The sequence below is a fragment of the Nocardia sp. NPDC050799 genome (assembly GCF_040654015.1).
Lineage (GTDB): Bacteria > Actinomycetota > Actinomycetes > Mycobacteriales > Mycobacteriaceae > Nocardia.
Window position 1 is genome coordinate 163208 of sequence record NZ_JBFAHF010000009.1, and the last position, 16230, is coordinate 179437.

A 16230-nucleotide genomic window follows, 5' to 3' on the forward strand; every position below is an offset into this window, starting at 1 on the left:
CCCGACCCGATACGTACCGGACCGGGTACTCCCCGGTCTCCCGGGTGGCCCGGCCCCCGGCCGCCCACCCGTATGACTTCTGATCCACACCGACGAGTCTGACCGATAGCGCCCGCGCCGCGCCACCGCAGTATTCGACACGCCGCCCGCGGGCACGCCACCTGCGCCGAAACGCCACCGCGCCCGACGACGATGTCTCCGGTGACCGCCGGCGAACCTGAGAACTTTCACAGCCGCAGCACAGCCAACGGCCAGGCCACGGCGGCATCCTGGAATCGGACGAGCGGAACTCGGCATCAGGGAGGAACCCATGGTGGACTTCGAGATCACCGGCACCACCGTCACTGTTCACGTCCGCGGCGCACACCGAGTGCTGTCGCTGTGCGACCACATCACCTTCGACCTCACCAATATCGTGGCCGTCGAACCGGCCGAAATCGACCGCCGGCCCCCCTGGGTTCGCGCCCCCGGCGTGTTCTTCCCCGGCGCGATCGCCGCGGGCACCTTCCGCGGCAAGGGCCGGAAAGAATACTGGGACACCCTCTTCGGCGGCAACGCCGTCCGCATCGACCTGCGGGGCCACGATTACACCCGCCTGGTCGTCGACGTGGACAATGTCGGCACCGCGATAGGTTCCCTCCGCCACGCCGCCGCAGCCTGAGGGCGGCCCACCGATCCGCCGATCGACCTCCTCGCCGCGAGGCCGATCGGCGGATTTCTGTTCATCTGCCCCGTCTCCGGCGGGGCCGGATACCTGGTCGACGGCGGCGACACCGCTCTTATCCGATCTCCGGGCCTACTCGTCGGCGGTATCGGGTTCCGGTTTCGGCTGCCGGGTGACGATCCGCAGCACCGGTTCCACCACGCGCGCCACGATCGGGCCGACCGAGGCCATCAGCAGCACGTAAGTCGTAGCGAGAGCGGCGAACTCGTCGGGTACCGCACCCGCGGCCACCGCCAGGCCGGCGATGACGATGGAGAATTCGCCGCGCGCCACCAGTGCCGCACCGGCGCGGGCGCGGCCCAGCCGCGAGGAGCCGGCGTGCGCGGCGGCCCACCAGCCGGTGGCGATCTTGGTGACCGTGGTGATCACCGCGAGCAGCACCGCCCACCCCAGCACCGGCGGAATACTGCGCGGATCGGTGGTCAGGCCGAAGAGTACGAAGAACATGGCGGCGAACAGATCCCGCAGCGGTTCGAGGATCTTGGTCGCGTTGTGCGCGGTGGTGTCGGAGATCGCGATCCCCAACAGGAACGCCCCGACCGCCGCCGACACCTGCAGCGCGGAGGCCACCCCGGCCACGAGCAGCGCCGCACCGAGCAGTTTGAGCAGGAAGATCTCGCGATCGTCGCTGGCCACCACCGCGGAAACGTATTTGCCGTAGCGGAACGCGACCACGAGCACGACGGTCACCGCGAGCAGTGCGATGCCCAGCGATTGCAGGCCCGCCACGAATCCGAGGCCGGCCAGGACCGCGGTCAGCACCGGTAGATAGGCGGCCATCGCGAGGTCCTCGAAGACCAGGATCGACAGGATCACCGGGGTTTCCCGGTTACCGAGCCGGCCGAGATCGTTCAGTACCTTCGCGATGATCCCGGACGACGAGATATAGGTGACACCGGCCATCGCCAGTGCCCCGGTGGGACCCAGCCCCAGGAGCAATGCGACCACCACACCGGGTGTGGTGTTGAGAACCAGGTCCAGCAGGCCGGCCATCCAGGATCTTCGCATCCCGGTGAACAATTCGGCCGCACTGTATTCCAGGCCCAGCAGCAACAGCAGCAGGACCACGCCGATCTCGCTGGCGAGATGGATGAACTCGTCGGCCTCGTGCAGTCCGAAGAAACCTCCTTCCCCGAACACCAATCCACCCACCAGATACAACGGAATGGGGGACATGCCGATCCGGGCTGCGATGCGTCCGAGCACTCCGAGCCCGAAGAACACCGCCCCCAGCTGGATCATCGCCAGCGTGGTCGCATTCATCGCTACAGGTTCAGCCGTCTTTCAGAATATCCGCGGCGCTGTCCAGCCCCTCCGAGGTGCCCACCACGATCAGCACGTCACCACCGGTGAACACGAAGTCCGGCCCCGGGGCCGGCATCGCCTGCCCGGCCCGCATCACCGCCACGATGGAGGCCTTGGTCCGGCTCCGCATCCGGGTCTCACCCAGGGTCCGCCCGTCGTAGGGCGAGTTCTCACTGACCGGCAACTGCCGGGTGTTCACGCCGTCCATGTCCCGGTGCTCGTTACGCAGCTGGCCCACCAGCTGGGGGGCGCCCAGCAGGTTGGCCAGGGTGCCCGCCTCGGCCTCGGTCATCGGAATCTGCGTGGTGGCGTCGGGATCGCCGATCCTGGTGAAGATCAGATCGATCGTCCCGTCCTTGTGATCGACGACCCCGATCCGCCGGCGTACAGCGGTAAGCGGAAAATCCTTGCGGACGCCTATTCCCGGCAAGGGTGTCACTTCGACGTTCACGATGTCACCTTAACTCGACTGCGAGTGCGGACCGATAGCCGCACACACAGTAGCCCTACCCCGTCGGGCCCGGCCCCGAACCTCCACGACAGCCCGGGCAGCGTCGGCGGCGGCAGTCCGCGGCGCGGATCACCGCGCCCGTTCGGCGGCGAGCACGACATGGCGCATGAGCAGCGCGGTCGTCACCGGGCCCACCCCGCCCGGCACCGGGCTCAGCCCGCCCGCGATACCCCGGACCGACTCCGCGTCGACATCGCCCACGATCTTCCCGTCGGCGGCCTCGTTGGTGCCGACATCGATCACCACAGCCCCCTCCCGCACATTCGCGCCGTTCACCAGCCCGATCCGGCCCGCGGCGGCGACGACCACATCGGCGGCCGCGGTCACCTGGGGCAGGTTCGCGGTGCGGGAATGGCAGATCGTGACCGTCGCGTTCTCCGCCAGCAGCAGCTGTGCCAGCGGTTTGCCGACGACGTTCGACCGTCCCACGACGGCCACGTGCCGACCGGCCAGTTCGATGCCGTGATGTTTCAGCAACTCCACCACCGCTTCGGCGGTGGCGGGCGCGAACCCGGCCGATCCGGCGGTGAGCAGTCCGAGCGACAGCGGGCTCACCCCGTCGACATCCTTGGTGGCCACGATCGCCGGGGACACCTCGTCGAGCGTCACGCCGGCCGGCAGCGGCGTCTGCAGCATGATGGCGTCGGTCTCGGGGTCGGCGCTACGTACGGCGAGTTCGGTACGCAGGGCGTCGAGGGAGGCGTCCGCACCGAGATCCACGGTGGCGCAATCGATTCCGCGGTTGGCGGCCGACTTCTTCAGCGAGTTCACGTACCAGGCACTGGCCGGATCGGAGTTGGCGACGACCAGCGCCAGCCGCGGGGCCCGGCCCACCTGCTCGGTCAGCGCCTGCGCCCGCGCGGTGGTATCGGCGTTGATGGCGGCAGCGAGGTCTTTCCCGGTCAGCGATGCGGTATCCACGGATGTTCACCCTATCGGTTGGGGGCCGATGGGACCCCACCCGCAGTCCCGCATGCGGCCGGATATTAGAGTGCCGTTGGCACCGATACGCCCCACAGAGCTGTAGCCAGGGGTTTCACGGGACATGTCCCGGATCGGACAGCCGCAAATACCGGGTTCCGGCCGACACCGGACCTATGGTGGGTTGCCACATACCGCACCCGGATTTCATCGAACGAATCATCTGCGAGAACCCCGCTCCACCCGTGGAAAGGTGTCACCGTAGTGCACAGTCGAAGAGGTTTGCAGTACCTGGTGGCGGCCGCGGCCGCCGCGACGAGTATCGCGCTCGCCGGGTTCACCGGCGCGCCGGCCCAGGCCAGCCCTGAAACAGACGCCCTGTACAACTCCGCTCAGCGCCATTTCACCGACGGCGATTCCGTCGCCGGCCGGGCCGCGCTGCACGATTTGATCGGGCGGGATCCCACCGATGCCGAGGCGCTCTCCCTGCAGGCGATCTGGTCCCATTACGCGGGCGATATCCCGGCCCTCCACGATGCGATGGGCCGCCTGCGCGCCGTCGACAGCGCGATGGCCGCCGGCACCGACGGCGTCCTGCACGCGGTCGGTGCGGGTATCGCCACCCTCCCGAACCCACTTCCGGCCCTGGTCGGGCCGCAGACCGGGATCGTGGTCTTCGGTTTCGGGCTGCTCCCCGACGGTACGCCGCGCCCCGAACTCGTCGAACGCCTACAGGCCGCCTGGCTGCAGGCCATCGTCTCGCCGTTCTCGCCGATCGTCGTCAGCGGCAACAATCCGAGCAACGGGATCACCGAGGCCCAGGCCATGGCCGGCTGGCTGATCCACCGGGGTATTCCGGCCGAACGGATCCATGTGGAGAACCGAGCCGGTTCGACGGTCCAGAACGCGCTGTTCAGTGCCGATATTCTGCACAGTCTGGGCGCCCGGACCGCGGTGGCGGTGACCTCACCGAACCATATCCGGCGCGCGGTCGCCGATCTGTACGTCGCCGGAATTCCGGTGGTGGGCGCTACCACCTCGTTGAACCAGCTGGTCTCCCAGCTCCCCCCGCCCGGCAAACAGGCTCAGTACAGCATCTACCTCGACGCGACGCGCACGTTCCAGCTCAGCACCAGCCGCTGACGGTCGCATCAGCACCGCCCCTCGGTTCGGCGAGCCGAGGGGCGGTCTCCTGCTACCCGCCTGGTCCGGCCGGGACCTGAGCAATCAGACCGACGCCACGGCCGCCCGGATCCGGGCGGCGGCCGCATCGGGCGGGATATCGGCGATGAACGCGCCCATCGCCGATTCGGAACCGGCCAGGTATTTGATCTTGTCCGCACCGCGCCGGATCGAGGTCAGCTGGAGATGCAGGCGGACGGTATCGCGGCCGGTGTGGACGGGCGCCTGATGCCACGCGGCGATATAGGGGGTCGGATCGTCGTAGAGGGCGTCGATCCCGCGTAACAGGCGCAGGTACAGGGTGGCGAGTTCGTCGCGTTCCGCCTCGTCGGTGGCCGCGAAGTCCGGGATCTGCCGATGCGGGAGCAGATGTACCTCGATCGGCCACCGGGCCGCGAACGGAACGAAGGCCGTCCACCGCTCCCCGGCCAGGACGACGCGTCCGCCCGCGCGTTCACCGTCCAGGATGCGCTGGAACAGGTCCGGCCCCAGTCGTCGCACGGATTCGAGTACCCGGGCGGTCCGCGGCGTCACATAGGGGTAGGCGTAGATCTGGCCGTGGGGATGCGGCAGGGTGACGCCGATGGCTTCGCCGCGGTTCTCGAACGGGAACACCTGCCCGACCCCGGGCAACGCGGACAGTTCGGCGGTGCGATCGGCCCAGGCCTCGATCACCGTGCGGGCCCGGCCAGGGGTGAGATCGCCGAAGGACCCCTCGGGCGCCGGGCTGAAGCACACGACTTCGCAGCGTCCGACCGCCACGCGTTCCCGGTCGAACCCGAGGGCGGCCATATCGTCGGGTCCGGCCGGGACCGGCGGGGTCCCGGCCGGCGCGTTCGCCGGCGCGGGGCCGAAGGACGGGGATCGGTTCTCGAATACCGCGACGTCGTACTGATCGGGTATCTCCGACGGGTTGCCCGGAGTCTGCGGAGCGAGCGGGTCACGATCGGCCGGCGGTAGCACCACCCGGCTCTGCCGGGCCGCGGCGATGGAGATCCATTCGCCGGTGAGGACGTCCTGGCGCATCACCGCGGTCGGCGGTCTGGGTTCCAGCCGGCGGGTGTCGATACGGCGTTCGGGCCCGAGACGGGTATCGGCGTCGTCGTAGTAGATGAGATCCCGGCCGTCGGCCAGTTTCGCGGTGCGCTTCACGATGCGGCTGGGCACCCGTTCACGATAACGAGCCGCGCGCACCGACCGGCCGTCCGTGGTATCGGCGGGTCGGAGGCGGTGGCGCGGCGCAGTGGACCGAGGTTCGCTCACTTTTCCATCCAGCCCGGGTGCGCCCATATCCGCGTACTCACTTCCCGAATCTCGAGAGAATAGCATTCTCTAATACAAGAATGGCAATACCTCGCGGATCGGGCCGCGCGACGGATACGGCAGTATGGGTGCTGTGGACCAATCGGCGGTATCGGTGGATGTCGTGGCGTTGCGGTTCTGGGCCGACGACGCCGCGGCCACCTTCGGAATTGCGGCACGCCCACACGAGCCCTTCACCGGGCACGTCGCGTTACCCGGTGTCCTGCTGGGGCGCGGCGAACGCCTCGCCGAGGCGGCGCGCCGGGCCGTGCACACCAAACTCGGCGTACCCGACAGCGCCATCGGCCCGGTCGGTCAGCTGATCACCTTCGACGAGCCCACTCGCGATCCCCGCGGCCCCACGCTGTCGATCGTCATGTGGGCGGTGGCCGCACCGCACGACGGCCCCGCCCAGTGGGCGTCGTTCGACGACGCCCCGGCCCTCGCCTTCGATCACGACAGCATCGTGGCCGCGGCGCGCGGCCTGCTGTCGGGACTACTCTGCAAAGATCTGTCGCTGACCCGGGCCCTGCTCGGCGACGAGTTCCCGGCGACCCGTGCGGTCGACCTCACGACCTCCCTGCTGGGCGCCCGGCCTGATGCGGCGAACCTGAACCGCACGCTCGCCGGTATACCGGGGCTGCACAAGACCGACGAACGCCGACGTACCAAGGCCACCGGCCGACCGGCCGCCGTCTGGTCCTTCGCCGACCGGTAGCCGGTCGCCACACTCGGGCACGCACCGGTATTTCCGGTGCGCACGACGTACGGAGCCGACAGACTGTGCCCATGACCGCTTTCGACACCGCCGAGATCACCCGGCGGCTCCGTGCCGCCGGCTGCGTGTTCGCGGAGGAGGAAGCGCGGTTACTGTGCGAAGCCGCGACCTCGGACGAGGAACTGGCGGCCCTGCTGACCCGCCGGATCGCGGGCACTCCGCTGGAGCATCTGCTCGGGTGGGTGCAGTTCCGCGACCTCCGGATCGGCGTCCGGGACGGAGTGTTCGTCCCGCGGCAACGCTCGGCCCTGCTCGTGGACGAGGCACTGACGCTGGCCGCGGACCACCCGGTACGCACGGTGGTGGACCTGTGCTGCGGCTCGGGAGCCCTGGGCCTGGCCCTGCGTACCGGACTCGGCCCGCAGCCGGTGGAACTGGTGGCCGCCGATATCGACCCCGTGGCGGTGGCCTGCGCCCGCGACAATCTCGGGGCGGTCGACGGCCGGGTCCATCAAGGCGATCTCTTCGACGCGCTACCGGAAGAACTGCGCGGCCGGATCGATATCCTGCTCGCCAACACCCCGTATGTTCCGTCCGGCCTGATCGCGCGGCTGCCACCGGAAGCCCGCGAACACGAACCCCAGGTGGCCCTCGACGGCGGACCCGACGGTCTGACGCTGGCCCGGCGCACCGCGGCGGCGGCGGCCGGATGGCTGGCACCGGGCGGGTCGCTACTGATCGAGATCGGTAGCGATCAGGTGCCGGCCGCCACGGACCTGCTCACCGCCGGTGGGCTCACCGCCCGGATCGTGCGCTCGCCGGACCTCGACGCCACCGTGGCCGTGGGCCGGCGTCCGGCGGCTACTTCCGGCCGGTGAACTCGTCCATCGAGTGGTAGACGCCGACGGTGTTCAGGAACAGATCCCGGAGTTTGAGCGGCAGCACACCGGACAGCGCCTTGTTCAGGCGAGAGGTCCACGGCAGGATCACCAGCGGCGTGCCCTTCTTCATCTCGGTCCAGGACGTATCGATAACCTTGTGCTGGTCCAGGATCGGGGTGAGCCAAAACCCCTTGGCGCCCTCGAACATTCCGGTATCGATATAGGTCGGGCATACGGTGGTGACCTTGACATGGTCGTGACCGGCCTGTTCGAGTTCGATGCGCACCGAATCCGACCAGCCCAGCGCCGCCCATTTCGATGCCGCGTACACACTCATCCGGGGGTTGTGCACCAGCCCGGCCGAGGAGGCGATGGTGAGCACCCGGGCCTCGGTGGTCCCGGCGACCATCGCCGGCAGGAATTCCAGGGTCACATACATCGGCGCCAGCGAATTGATCGCCATGGTCTTGTCGATATCGTTGCGGTCCTTCATTTCCCAGAAGTAGGTGTTCCCGCGGACGATCCCGGCATTGTTCACCAGGACATCGATATCACCGGCATCGACCCGCACCGCGGCGGCGGCCGTGGCGACCGCGTCGCTGTCGGAGACGTCGACCGTGTAGGTGTGCACGGTGCCACCGGCCGCGGTCAGTTCGGCCGCGGTCTCGCGCAGCGCGGTGTCGTTGATATCCCAGAGCACCACGGCGGCGGCGCCCTCGCGCACCGCCCGGGCGGCGAAGAGTTTGCCCAGGCCCATGGCGGCCCCGGTGATCAGCACCTTCTTACCGGCCACCGTATCCAGTTTCATCGGTTTCGGATCCTTGTCGTCGCAGTGAGCTGAGGAAGTGGCCTACTTCTGGCGCAGCGTCTTCATAACTCGGAAGTAGAGTGTCATGGTCTTGGCCCACATCGCCTCCGACATCCCCGGCAACGGCGCGATCGGCAGCATCCGCTGCACCGCGATGGTCTGGGTGTCGACGTACTTCAGCAGCCCCTCCGGGCCGTGCCGGCGGCCGGTTCCGGAGATGCCCATCCCGCCCGACGGTGCGTCGGCACTGCCCCACGCGGCGATGAAACCCTCGTTCACGTTCACCGAGCCCGCGTTGATCCGCGCGGCGAATTCCCGGCCGCGGGCGGCGCTGCGGGTCCAGACACTGGCATTGAGCCCGTAGGGTGTGTCGTTGGCCTGGGTCACGGCTTCGTCGTCGGTGGCCACCTTGTAGATCGAGACGACCGGGCCGAAGGTCTCCTCGCGGTAGACCGTCATCTCGGCGGTGACATCGGTGAGCACGGTGGGTTCGTAGAAGTACGGGCCGAGGTCGGGGCGGTGGACGCCGCCGGCGAGCACCGTCGCGCCCTTGCCGACGGCGTCGTCGACGTGGGCACGGACCGTATCGAGTTGCCGCGGGAAGGTCAGCGATCCCATATCGGTGGAGTAGTCCAGCGGCGAGCCCAGCTTCAATGCTTTGACCGCCGTGACGAATTCGTCTACGAAGCGATCGTGAACGGCCTCGTGGACATAGATGCGTTCCATGGATTCGCAGAGCTGACCGGCGGAGGCGAAACTGGCCCGGACCGCGGTGCGGGCGGCCGCGACGGGGTCGGCGTCCGATAGCACCAGCAGCGGGTTCTTACCGCCCAGCTCGAGCGAGCAGCCGATGAGACGTTCGCCGGCCTGCCGGCCGATGGTACGGCCGGTGGCGCTGGAACCGGTGTAGTCGACGTAGTCGGCCCGATCGATCACCTCACCGCCGATCACCGAGCCGCGGCCCAGCACGATCTGCCAGAGGTCTTCCGGGAGCCCGGCGCGAACCGCCGCGTCCACCGCCCACAGCGCGGTGAGCGCGGTCTGGTTGTCCGGGCGGCCGACCACCGCGTTTCCCGCGACCAAGGCGGGTAGCGCGTCGGAGACGGCCAGCGCGAGGGGGTAATTCCATGGCGAGATCACCGCGACCACGCCCTTGGCCCGCTGATGCACCTGCACATCGGTGAGTACCGGCAGTACGCCGCGCGGATTGCGGCGCGCGAGCAGTCTGGGCGCGGTGGCGGCGTAGTACCGGGAGTTGACGGCGACATCGCCGACCTCGTCGAAGGCGTGCGCCCGGGACTTGCCCGTCTCGGTCTGGACGATATCGAGGATGGTGTCCTGTTCGGCGAGCACCAGGTCGTGGAAACGCCGCAGTACCGCGGCCCGCTCGCGGACCGGGACCTGCGCCCACCGCCGCTGCGCGGTCCGCGCGCGGTGGAACGCGGCCTCGATATCGGCGACCGAGGACTGCGGCAGTTCGGCGATCCGCTCCCCCGTGGCCGGCGCGTGCACCGTGACGGCCGGGGCGCCGCCGGCCGCGGCTCGCGCGAGCAGCGGTTTCACCAGATCCGGGGTCAGGGCGCCGGTGGCGGTGGGACGCTGGGCGGTCGTCATGGTCGGCGTTCTCCTGGGCGTTCGCGCGCCGCGGCCGCAGAACCACAGCGGAAATGATTAATTGAACAGTGGTGTTAGGGTAATCCTCGTGCCGTACGCCGTGTCAAGGGCTCCGTTCCGGGCAACAGTCCGGAACCACCGGAAGCTGTGGAATTTCACAGACCCGCCGGCGGCCGCGTCGTGAGCACCTCGAACACCGAACGGACACCGCGGCGCGGCCGGCCACCGCAGACCCCGGAACAGGCCGATCAGGTACGCGCCCGGATCGTGCGGGCCACCGCCGCCGTGTTCACCCGCAACGGCTCCCGGGGGTCGAGCGTCGCGCAGATCATCGAGCAGGCGGGATTGTCGCGCCCGACCTTCTACCGCTACTTCGCCAACGCCACCGAACCGCTCAACGCGGTCCTCGATATCTCCAATGCCGAACTCGTCGGCGGGATAGGGGCCGCCCTCGAGGCGTCCGGCGAAGGCGTCGATCTCGGGATCCGGCTCATCGACGCCTACCTCGACTGGGCGCGCGGGCACGGCCCCATGCTGCGGCCGCTGTTCGCCGAACTGCACGACCCCGGGTCACCGGTGTCGGAGTACCGCAACAACGCCCTGGACGGGATCCGCGCAATCGTCCGCACCAAGTTCACCGAACTGGGCCGCCCGGTTCCCGCGCCCCTCGGTCTCGACGCGGCGCTGCATGTGTGCGAATACGTGGTGTATCGGATATCGGCCGCCGCCGAACTGGGCAGCGAACCGGACCCGGACACCGTGGCCGCGGCCCGGCTGACCATGATCCGCGTGGTACTCGCCACCCTCGGCAACACCGGCGATATGCACTACGCGATGAGCCTGCCCGGAATCTTCCCCGCCGCCCCGGGGGACACCCCCGGCAACTGACCGCGACACCGGCACCCCGAGCCCCACCGCGAGGCAACGCGGCCGGGCGGCGAAGTCAGAGTTCCGGGCCGGACACCGCACTCGCGTCGTCGGGGCCGAGGCCGCTGGCGCGCAGGACGTGCCGGTCGATCGCCGCGCGAATGGCCTCCTCGGTACCCAGAATGCGTACATGCCGGCGGGCGCGGGTGATCGCGGTATAGAGGAGTTCCCGGGTGAGCAGACTCGAACCCGGTTCCGGCAGGACGATGGTCACCGCGTCGTATTGACTGCCCTGGCTGCGATGGATGGTCATGGCGAAAACCGTGACAACGGCGGGGAACTGGGTGGGATGGACCAGGAACGGCTGGTCCCCGCGCTGCAACGCCACCCGCAGCGACCCGTCCGGGCGGCACACCACCACTCCGGTGTCCCCATTGTAGATCCGGGCCTCGTGGTCGTTGGCGGTCACCAGCAGGGGCTGGCCCGGATACCAGATGCCGTACCGGTTCTCGGGGCCCGAACCCGCCGCCGCGGCCCATTCGGCGGCGGTGCGGTCCCACTGTTCGACCCCGTACGGACCGCGGCGGTGGGCGCACAGCAGCCGATGCGATTCGAAGGCGGCGAGCGCGGCCGCCGCGTCACCGGCGCGGGCGGCGGCGGTGACCTGCTGCGCGGTGGTGACGACATCTGCTCGGACGGCGGCGATCTCGTCCGGACCGACCAGCTCGAGCATATCGCCGCCGGCCCGCAGCAATTCCAGCGCGGACTCGGTATCGCCGGCCCGGACGGCGACGGCGAGATCGGCGATCCGGCCGCCGAACCGGCGGCCCCGGGTCAACCGGACGATACCGCCGCGCAACCGGTCCCGTTCCGTTTCGGTGAGCGCCTCGGCATCGGGTGGGGCGGTGTCCGTGGCCCCGGCCGCCCGGGCCGCCGCGAGTTCGCCGCCGAGCACCTCCTCGAACGACGGGTCGGCGGTCCCGGGAAACGGAGCGGCCACCATATCGGCGAGCACCGCGCCCGCGTCCACCGAGGCGAGCTGGTCCGGGTCGCCGGCGAGTACGAGCCGGGTATCGGGCCGCAGCGCCGCGAGCAGCCTGCTCATCATGGTCAGCGAAACCATGGACGTCTCGTCCACGACCACCACGTCGTAGGGCAGCCGATTGTGTTCGTGATACCGGAACCGGGTGGTGCGGCCGCGTTGCCAGCCGAGCAGTCGGTGCAGGGTGGCGGCGGACAGCTCCGGCAGTCCCAGGGCGGGCGCCTGATCCCGGACGGCCTCCTGCAGCCGGGCGGCCGCCTTCCCGGTGGGCGCGGCCAGCGCGATCCGCGGGGGCGCGGCGCCCGCGAAACCGGAGGCGTGCTGTGCGACGAGCAACGCGAGGATCCGGGCGATGGTGTGCGTTTTGCCCGTACCGGGTCCACCGGCGACGACCGTGGTCCAGTGGGTGGCGGCGAGCGCGGCGGCGATGCGCTGCCGGTCCACGACACCGGCCGGCGGGCCGAACAACCGGTCCAGTTCACGGCGCACCACCGCGGGGTCGGTGCTCGGATGGTCGGCGGCGCGGGCGGTGAGCACCCGGCGGATGATCTGCTCCTGCTGGTAGTACCGATCCAGGTAGAGCAGCGGGCCCATCCCCGCACGGGACGGATCGGTGAGCCGCAGCGGACGAAGCGGCCCGGCCGGACCGCCCAGCACCAGCGGGCTCTCCCGTAATGCCTCGATGACTCGTGCCTCCTCGGGCCACGGCAGATCCGCGGGCGCGACCAGCAGCTCCGCCCGTTCCTCGTCGGCGTCCACACCGATATCCCGCATCCGGGTGAGGTCCAGGCATACCGACCCCGACCGCACGGCGCGCACCGCCAGCGCGGCGGCGAACAGGACCAGTTCCCGGTCCTCCCCGCCGAACCGGCCCAGCCGTTCGGCCACGTGCACATCGGCCGCCGAGAGCACCCCGGCCTCGTTGAACTCGCGCAGGATTCCGGTTCCCCGCTGCGCCACCCGGATGGGGATCACGCCGCACCTCCGGCGAGTAGGTCCGACAGGGCGATGATCAGGCCGGGCGGCGGCGTCCAGTCGAAAACCCCGGCGCCCTCTGGCGTTTCGGGCCCGATCATCCCGCGCACGAAGAGATAGCGGATACCGCCGAGGTGAACCGCGGGATCGTAACCGGACAGCCGCCAGCGCAGGTACCGGTGCAGCGCGACCGAGTACAGCAGTGCCTGCAGCGGATAGTGGGAGCGGACCATCTCCGCGGCCATCCGGTCGCGGGTGTAATGAGCGACGGTGAGGTCGCCGGTGCCCAGCCGGTTCGTCTTGTAGTCGACGATGACGTAACGCCGGTCCGGGGTGCGCAGCACCGCGTCGATACTGCCGGTGAGATATCCGCGTAGTGGTACGTCCTCGAGGGTGTCGAGTTCGTCGGCGTATGCGTGGAAATCGTCGCCGGGTTCCAGGTGTGCGCGCACGGTGGCGGCGATGCGGCCCAGTGTGGCAGCCGCACCGGACGGGAGGTCACCACCGGCGAGCGGCAGTTCGAATTCGAGTTCGCACAACCGGTCCCGGCCCGGGATATCGGCGAGGGCGCCGAAACCGATCGGGGTGCGCAGGACCTCCACCAGGGCCGCGGTCAGCAGTTCCGGGTCGGCGGTGGAGAGCATTTCACCGATCGCTTCGGCGCACCGCGCGTGTACCTCGGCGACCAGATCCGGGGCCTCGGTGTCGACATGCTCGAGCACTCCGTGCACCAGGGTGCCGAATTCGGCGCCGTAGGGCAGTTCGTTCATGAGCGAGGGTGCGCCGGGTCCGGGTTCGGGTGCGGCCGGCGGGGCCGGCGCCTCGGGTTCGTCGCCGGGATCCGAGGCGTTCACCGGCTCGGATTCCGGGGCCGTCGGATGGGCGGCCGCGGTGAGTGCCGAATACGAGGTGCGCCGCCAGTGCTCGTCGATCTCCCGGTCGAAGACGGCGACGGCCACCGCACCGGACAGGGTATCGGCCGGCGGCCGATAGGCCGGTGGGTCGGCGGCGGGGTCGGCGGCGGTCACCGAGATCGACTCACCCGCCCCGGCCGCCCAGGCCCGGAGCCGATCGACCACCGCGGTGTCCTCGGCGACCGCGGCCCGCGCACTCGGCGGCGCCACCCCGGGCGCCCGGCCGAACAGCAACCGGTGCAGCGGTGCGGCCGCGGTGCCGAACGAGGGCGCCCACCAGGCGACCACCTGGCAGCACGCCCTGGTCAGGGCCACATAGCACAGGCGCAGTTCCTCACCCGCGGATTCGCTGTCGGCGCGTTCCTTGCGCGCCGCGTACCCGGGCGCGTCCGGCCCACCGATATCCAGCACCCGCGCGCCGTCCTCGTGCATCAGCAGGGTGGCGGGCTTGGGGTCGGCGGAACTGTCCCAGGCGAAAGGGAGATAGACGACCGGGAATTCGAGCCCCTTGCTGGCATGCACGGTCGCGATCTGCACGGCCGCGATATCCCGGTCGAGCCGGCGGCTGCGGCTCGGCACCGACCCCGACGCGGGATCGCGGACCCGGTCGGCCAGCCAGCGGGTGAGCGCGGTGAGACCGAGGCCCTCGGTCACCGAGATCTCGTCGAGTAGCTGGGCGAGATGCCGGATATCGGTGAGCCGGCGTTCGCCGTGTTCGACCGCGAGCAATCGCGGCGCCAGCCGGGTCCCGGTGGCCAGTTCGTCGAATACGGCGGCGAAGCCGGCCCGGGCGAACAGCCGGGCCGCGTCCCGCAGCTCGGCACTGACCCGGCCCACCAGATCCGCTCCCCCGGTGTCGATCTCGGCGGCGGTGTGCCCGAACAGCGGGGTGAGCGCGGCCAGCCGGACCCGGTCCGCGCGGTGCGGCTGTTCCAGCGCGCGCAACACCCACAGCCAGTCGGTGGCGCTGCGGGTCGCGAAAATACTGCTACCACCGGCCAGCACCACCGGGACCCCGGCACGTTCCAGCGCGGCCCGCACGACCTCGAGCTGCGTATGGGTGCGCACCAGCACCGCGATATCACCGGGGCCCACCACCCGTTCCCGGGTGCCGCCGACCGCGTCGTCCGAGGCCGCCCGGGTACCCGGCGAATCCGTCACGACCGTCCCGGATTCGAGAAGAGCGACGATATCGGCCGCCACATCGGCCGCGACCCGGGCCCGCTGCCGGTGGATATTCGGGAACCCGGAAGCACCGCGCGGGCCCGCGCCGGTCCGCGGCAGGCACCGCAGTCGCAGCGGGGTGGTCAACTCGGTGGGACCGCGCAATCGACTCCACGGCTGGGTGGGCACGACGGCGGGCACCACGATCTCGTCGTGGCCCAGTGCCGCTCCGCCCAGCAGATGTTCGAGCGCGGCGAGCAGCCCCGCGTCGCTGCGCCGGTTGGTGGTGAGCGCGCGGCGCGCGGTGGCATGGCCGACCGCGTCCAGATAGCTCAACACCTCGGCGCCCCGGAACGCGTAGATCGCCTGTTTCGGGTCGCCCACCAGGACCAACGGGTTGTGGCCGTGGAAGGCCCGGCACAAAATCTCCCACTGCAACGGATCGGTGTCCTGGAATTCGTCGACGAGCACCACCTGGTAGCGGTCCCGGATACGCCGGCACGCGGCCGGACCGCGCGCCGGGTCGGCGAGAATATCGCGCAGCAACACCAGCAGATCGTCGAAGTCCCGCAACCCCGCCAGTCGTTTCCGGCGTTCGGTTTCGGCACGGACCGCGGCCGCGAAGGCGACCCGCTGCGCCGAGGCCTCGTCGGTATCGGGCGCGAGCCGGGCCTGCCGGTCGCGCACCGCCGCGAGCGCGAACCGCTGAGCCTGTTTCACCGGGAACGGCGCCGCGGTCCGCGCGAAGCGGCCCAGGTACAGATCGTCGACGACGGTGCGGATGAGGTCGTCGGCCTCCTCCACCAGGCGCGCACCGGGCTCGAGGTCACCGGCCAGGCCGAGTTCGGCCAGCATGCGCTGGCAGAAGCTGTGGGTCGTGGCGATGACCCCGGCATCGAAATCCGAGAGCGCGGCGCGCACCCGGGCCCGGCGCGCGTGGACCTCCTCGGGTTCCGCGTCGGCCAGATGGCGGATCAATTCATCGGAGGCGGTCCGGGCCGCTTCGGGGTCGGCGAGCGCGGTGGCGACGGCGACGAACCGGTCGCGGGTGCGCATCCGTAGTTCCTGGGTCGCCGCGCGGCTGAAGGTGACCAGGAGCAGCCGCGAGATGTCCACACCGGCCTCGGCGACATAGCGGACGGCGAGCCCGACGATGGCGTAGGTCTTGCCGGTACCGGCACTCGCCTCGAGGACGGTGGTGCCGTGCGGCAGCGGGCCGCAGAGCTCGAACGCATTGCCGGGCTCGGCCGGTGGGGCGGGCGCGGTCGTGGTCACAGCTGCTCGCTTTCACGGCTCCGGGCG

Annotated in this window: 13 protein-coding genes; 5 read left to right on the forward strand and 8 right to left on the reverse strand. The window is 70.1% G+C overall.

The window, feature by feature from the left end:
- Positions 1-310 precede the first annotated feature (310 nt).
- A complete protein-coding gene (locus AB0H42_RS12145; RefSeq protein ID WP_357053789.1) occupies positions 311-661 on the forward strand; it encodes a hypothetical protein in 351 nt (116 codons plus the stop codon).
- Between the two features lie 135 nt (positions 662-796).
- Here AB0H42_RS12145 and AB0H42_RS12150 read toward each other — a convergent pair whose 3' ends face one another.
- The 3 genes from AB0H42_RS12150 to AB0H42_RS12160 form a co-directional block, all read right to left on the reverse strand.
- Positions 797-1987, reverse strand: coding sequence for a cation:proton antiporter (locus AB0H42_RS12150; RefSeq protein WP_357053791.1), 1191 nt, complete (start codon positions 1985-1987; stop codon positions 797-799).
- Positions 1988-1997: 10 nt separating this feature from the next.
- On the reverse strand, positions 1998-2480 hold the full coding sequence (locus AB0H42_RS12155; RefSeq protein WP_357053794.1) for a TrkA C-terminal domain-containing protein: 483 nt from the start codon (positions 2478-2480) through the stop codon (positions 1998-2000).
- A 129-nt stretch (positions 2481-2609) separates the two neighbouring features.
- A complete protein-coding gene (locus AB0H42_RS12160) occupies positions 2610-3461 on the reverse strand; it encodes a bifunctional 5,10-methylenetetrahydrofolate dehydrogenase/5,10-methenyltetrahydrofolate cyclohydrolase (RefSeq protein WP_357053797.1) in 852 nt (283 codons plus the stop codon).
- A 264-nt stretch (positions 3462-3725) separates the two neighbouring features.
- Between AB0H42_RS12160 and AB0H42_RS12165 the strand changes: the two genes are divergently transcribed.
- A complete protein-coding gene (locus AB0H42_RS12165) occupies positions 3726-4604 on the forward strand; it encodes a YdcF family protein (RefSeq protein ID WP_357053799.1) in 879 nt (292 codons plus the stop codon).
- Positions 4605-4688: 84 nt separating this feature from the next.
- Here the strand turns inward: AB0H42_RS12165 and galT are convergent, their stop codons facing one another.
- Positions 4689-5810: a galactose-1-phosphate uridylyltransferase gene (gene galT / locus AB0H42_RS12170; RefSeq protein ID WP_357053802.1), complete on the reverse strand. Its 1122-nt coding sequence runs from the start codon at positions 5808-5810 to the stop codon at positions 4689-4691.
- 229 nt (positions 5811-6039) lie between these two features.
- Here galT and AB0H42_RS12175 point away from each other — a divergent pair, with 229 nt between their 5' ends.
- Positions 6040-6663, forward strand: a complete 624-nt coding sequence (locus AB0H42_RS12175; RefSeq protein WP_357053952.1) for an NUDIX hydrolase — start codon at positions 6040-6042, stop codon at positions 6661-6663.
- A gap of 71 nt (positions 6664-6734) precedes the next feature.
- Positions 6735-7541, forward strand: coding sequence for a putative protein N(5)-glutamine methyltransferase (locus AB0H42_RS12180; RefSeq protein ID WP_357053806.1), 807 nt, complete (start codon positions 6735-6737; stop codon positions 7539-7541).
- Here the strand turns inward: AB0H42_RS12180 and AB0H42_RS12185 are convergent.
- Together AB0H42_RS12185 and AB0H42_RS12190 are read right to left on the reverse strand one after the other, a co-directional pair.
- Complete coding sequence (locus AB0H42_RS12185; protein WP_357053809.1) at positions 7525-8352, reverse strand: SDR family NAD(P)-dependent oxidoreductase; 828 nt, start codon at positions 8350-8352, stop codon at positions 7525-7527. The genes AB0H42_RS12180 and AB0H42_RS12185 overlap by 17 nt on opposite strands.
- A gap of 42 nt (positions 8353-8394) precedes the next feature.
- The gene (locus tag AB0H42_RS12190) at positions 8395-9966 is read right to left on the reverse strand and encodes a succinic semialdehyde dehydrogenase (RefSeq protein ID WP_357053812.1); all 1572 of its coding nucleotides are present in this window, start codon (positions 9964-9966) and stop codon (positions 8395-8397) included.
- Between the two features lie 180 nt (positions 9967-10146).
- Between AB0H42_RS12190 and AB0H42_RS12195 the strand changes: the two genes are divergently transcribed.
- Complete coding sequence (locus tag AB0H42_RS12195) at positions 10147-10854, forward strand: TetR/AcrR family transcriptional regulator (RefSeq protein WP_357053815.1); 708 nt, start codon at positions 10147-10149, stop codon at positions 10852-10854.
- A 55-nt stretch (positions 10855-10909) separates the two neighbouring features.
- Here the strand turns inward: AB0H42_RS12195 and recD are convergent, their stop codons facing one another.
- Complete coding sequence (gene recD / locus AB0H42_RS12200) at positions 10910-12850, reverse strand: exodeoxyribonuclease V subunit alpha (protein WP_357053818.1); 1941 nt, start codon at positions 12848-12850, stop codon at positions 10910-10912.
- Positions 12847-16203: a UvrD-helicase domain-containing protein gene (locus AB0H42_RS12205; RefSeq protein WP_357053821.1), complete on the reverse strand. Its 3357-nt coding sequence runs from the start codon at positions 16201-16203 to the stop codon at positions 12847-12849. The genes recD and AB0H42_RS12205 overlap by 4 nt, the downstream gene beginning before the upstream one ends.
- Between the last annotated feature and the right edge of the window lie 27 nt (positions 16204-16230).

Excerpts from the sequence above, each read along its gene's own strand:
- AB0H42_RS12145 (WP_357053789.1), top strand. The coding sequence starts at position 311 with ATGGTGGACTTCGAGATCACCGGCACCACCGTCACTGTTCACGTCCGC.
- AB0H42_RS12150 (WP_357053791.1), bottom strand. The coding sequence starts at position 1,987 with ATGAATGCGACCACGCTGGCGATGATCCAGCTGGGGGCGGTGTTCTTC.
- AB0H42_RS12180 (WP_357053806.1), top strand. The coding sequence starts at position 6,735 with ATGACCGCTTTCGACACCGCCGAGATCACCCGGCGGCTCCGTGCCGCC.
- AB0H42_RS12185 (WP_357053809.1), bottom strand. The coding sequence starts at position 8,352 with ATGAAACTGGATACGGTGGCCGGTAAGAAGGTGCTGATCACCGGGGCC.
- AB0H42_RS12190 (WP_357053812.1), bottom strand. The coding sequence starts at position 9,966 with ATGACGACCGCCCAGCGTCCCACCGCCACCGGCGCCCTGACCCCGGAT.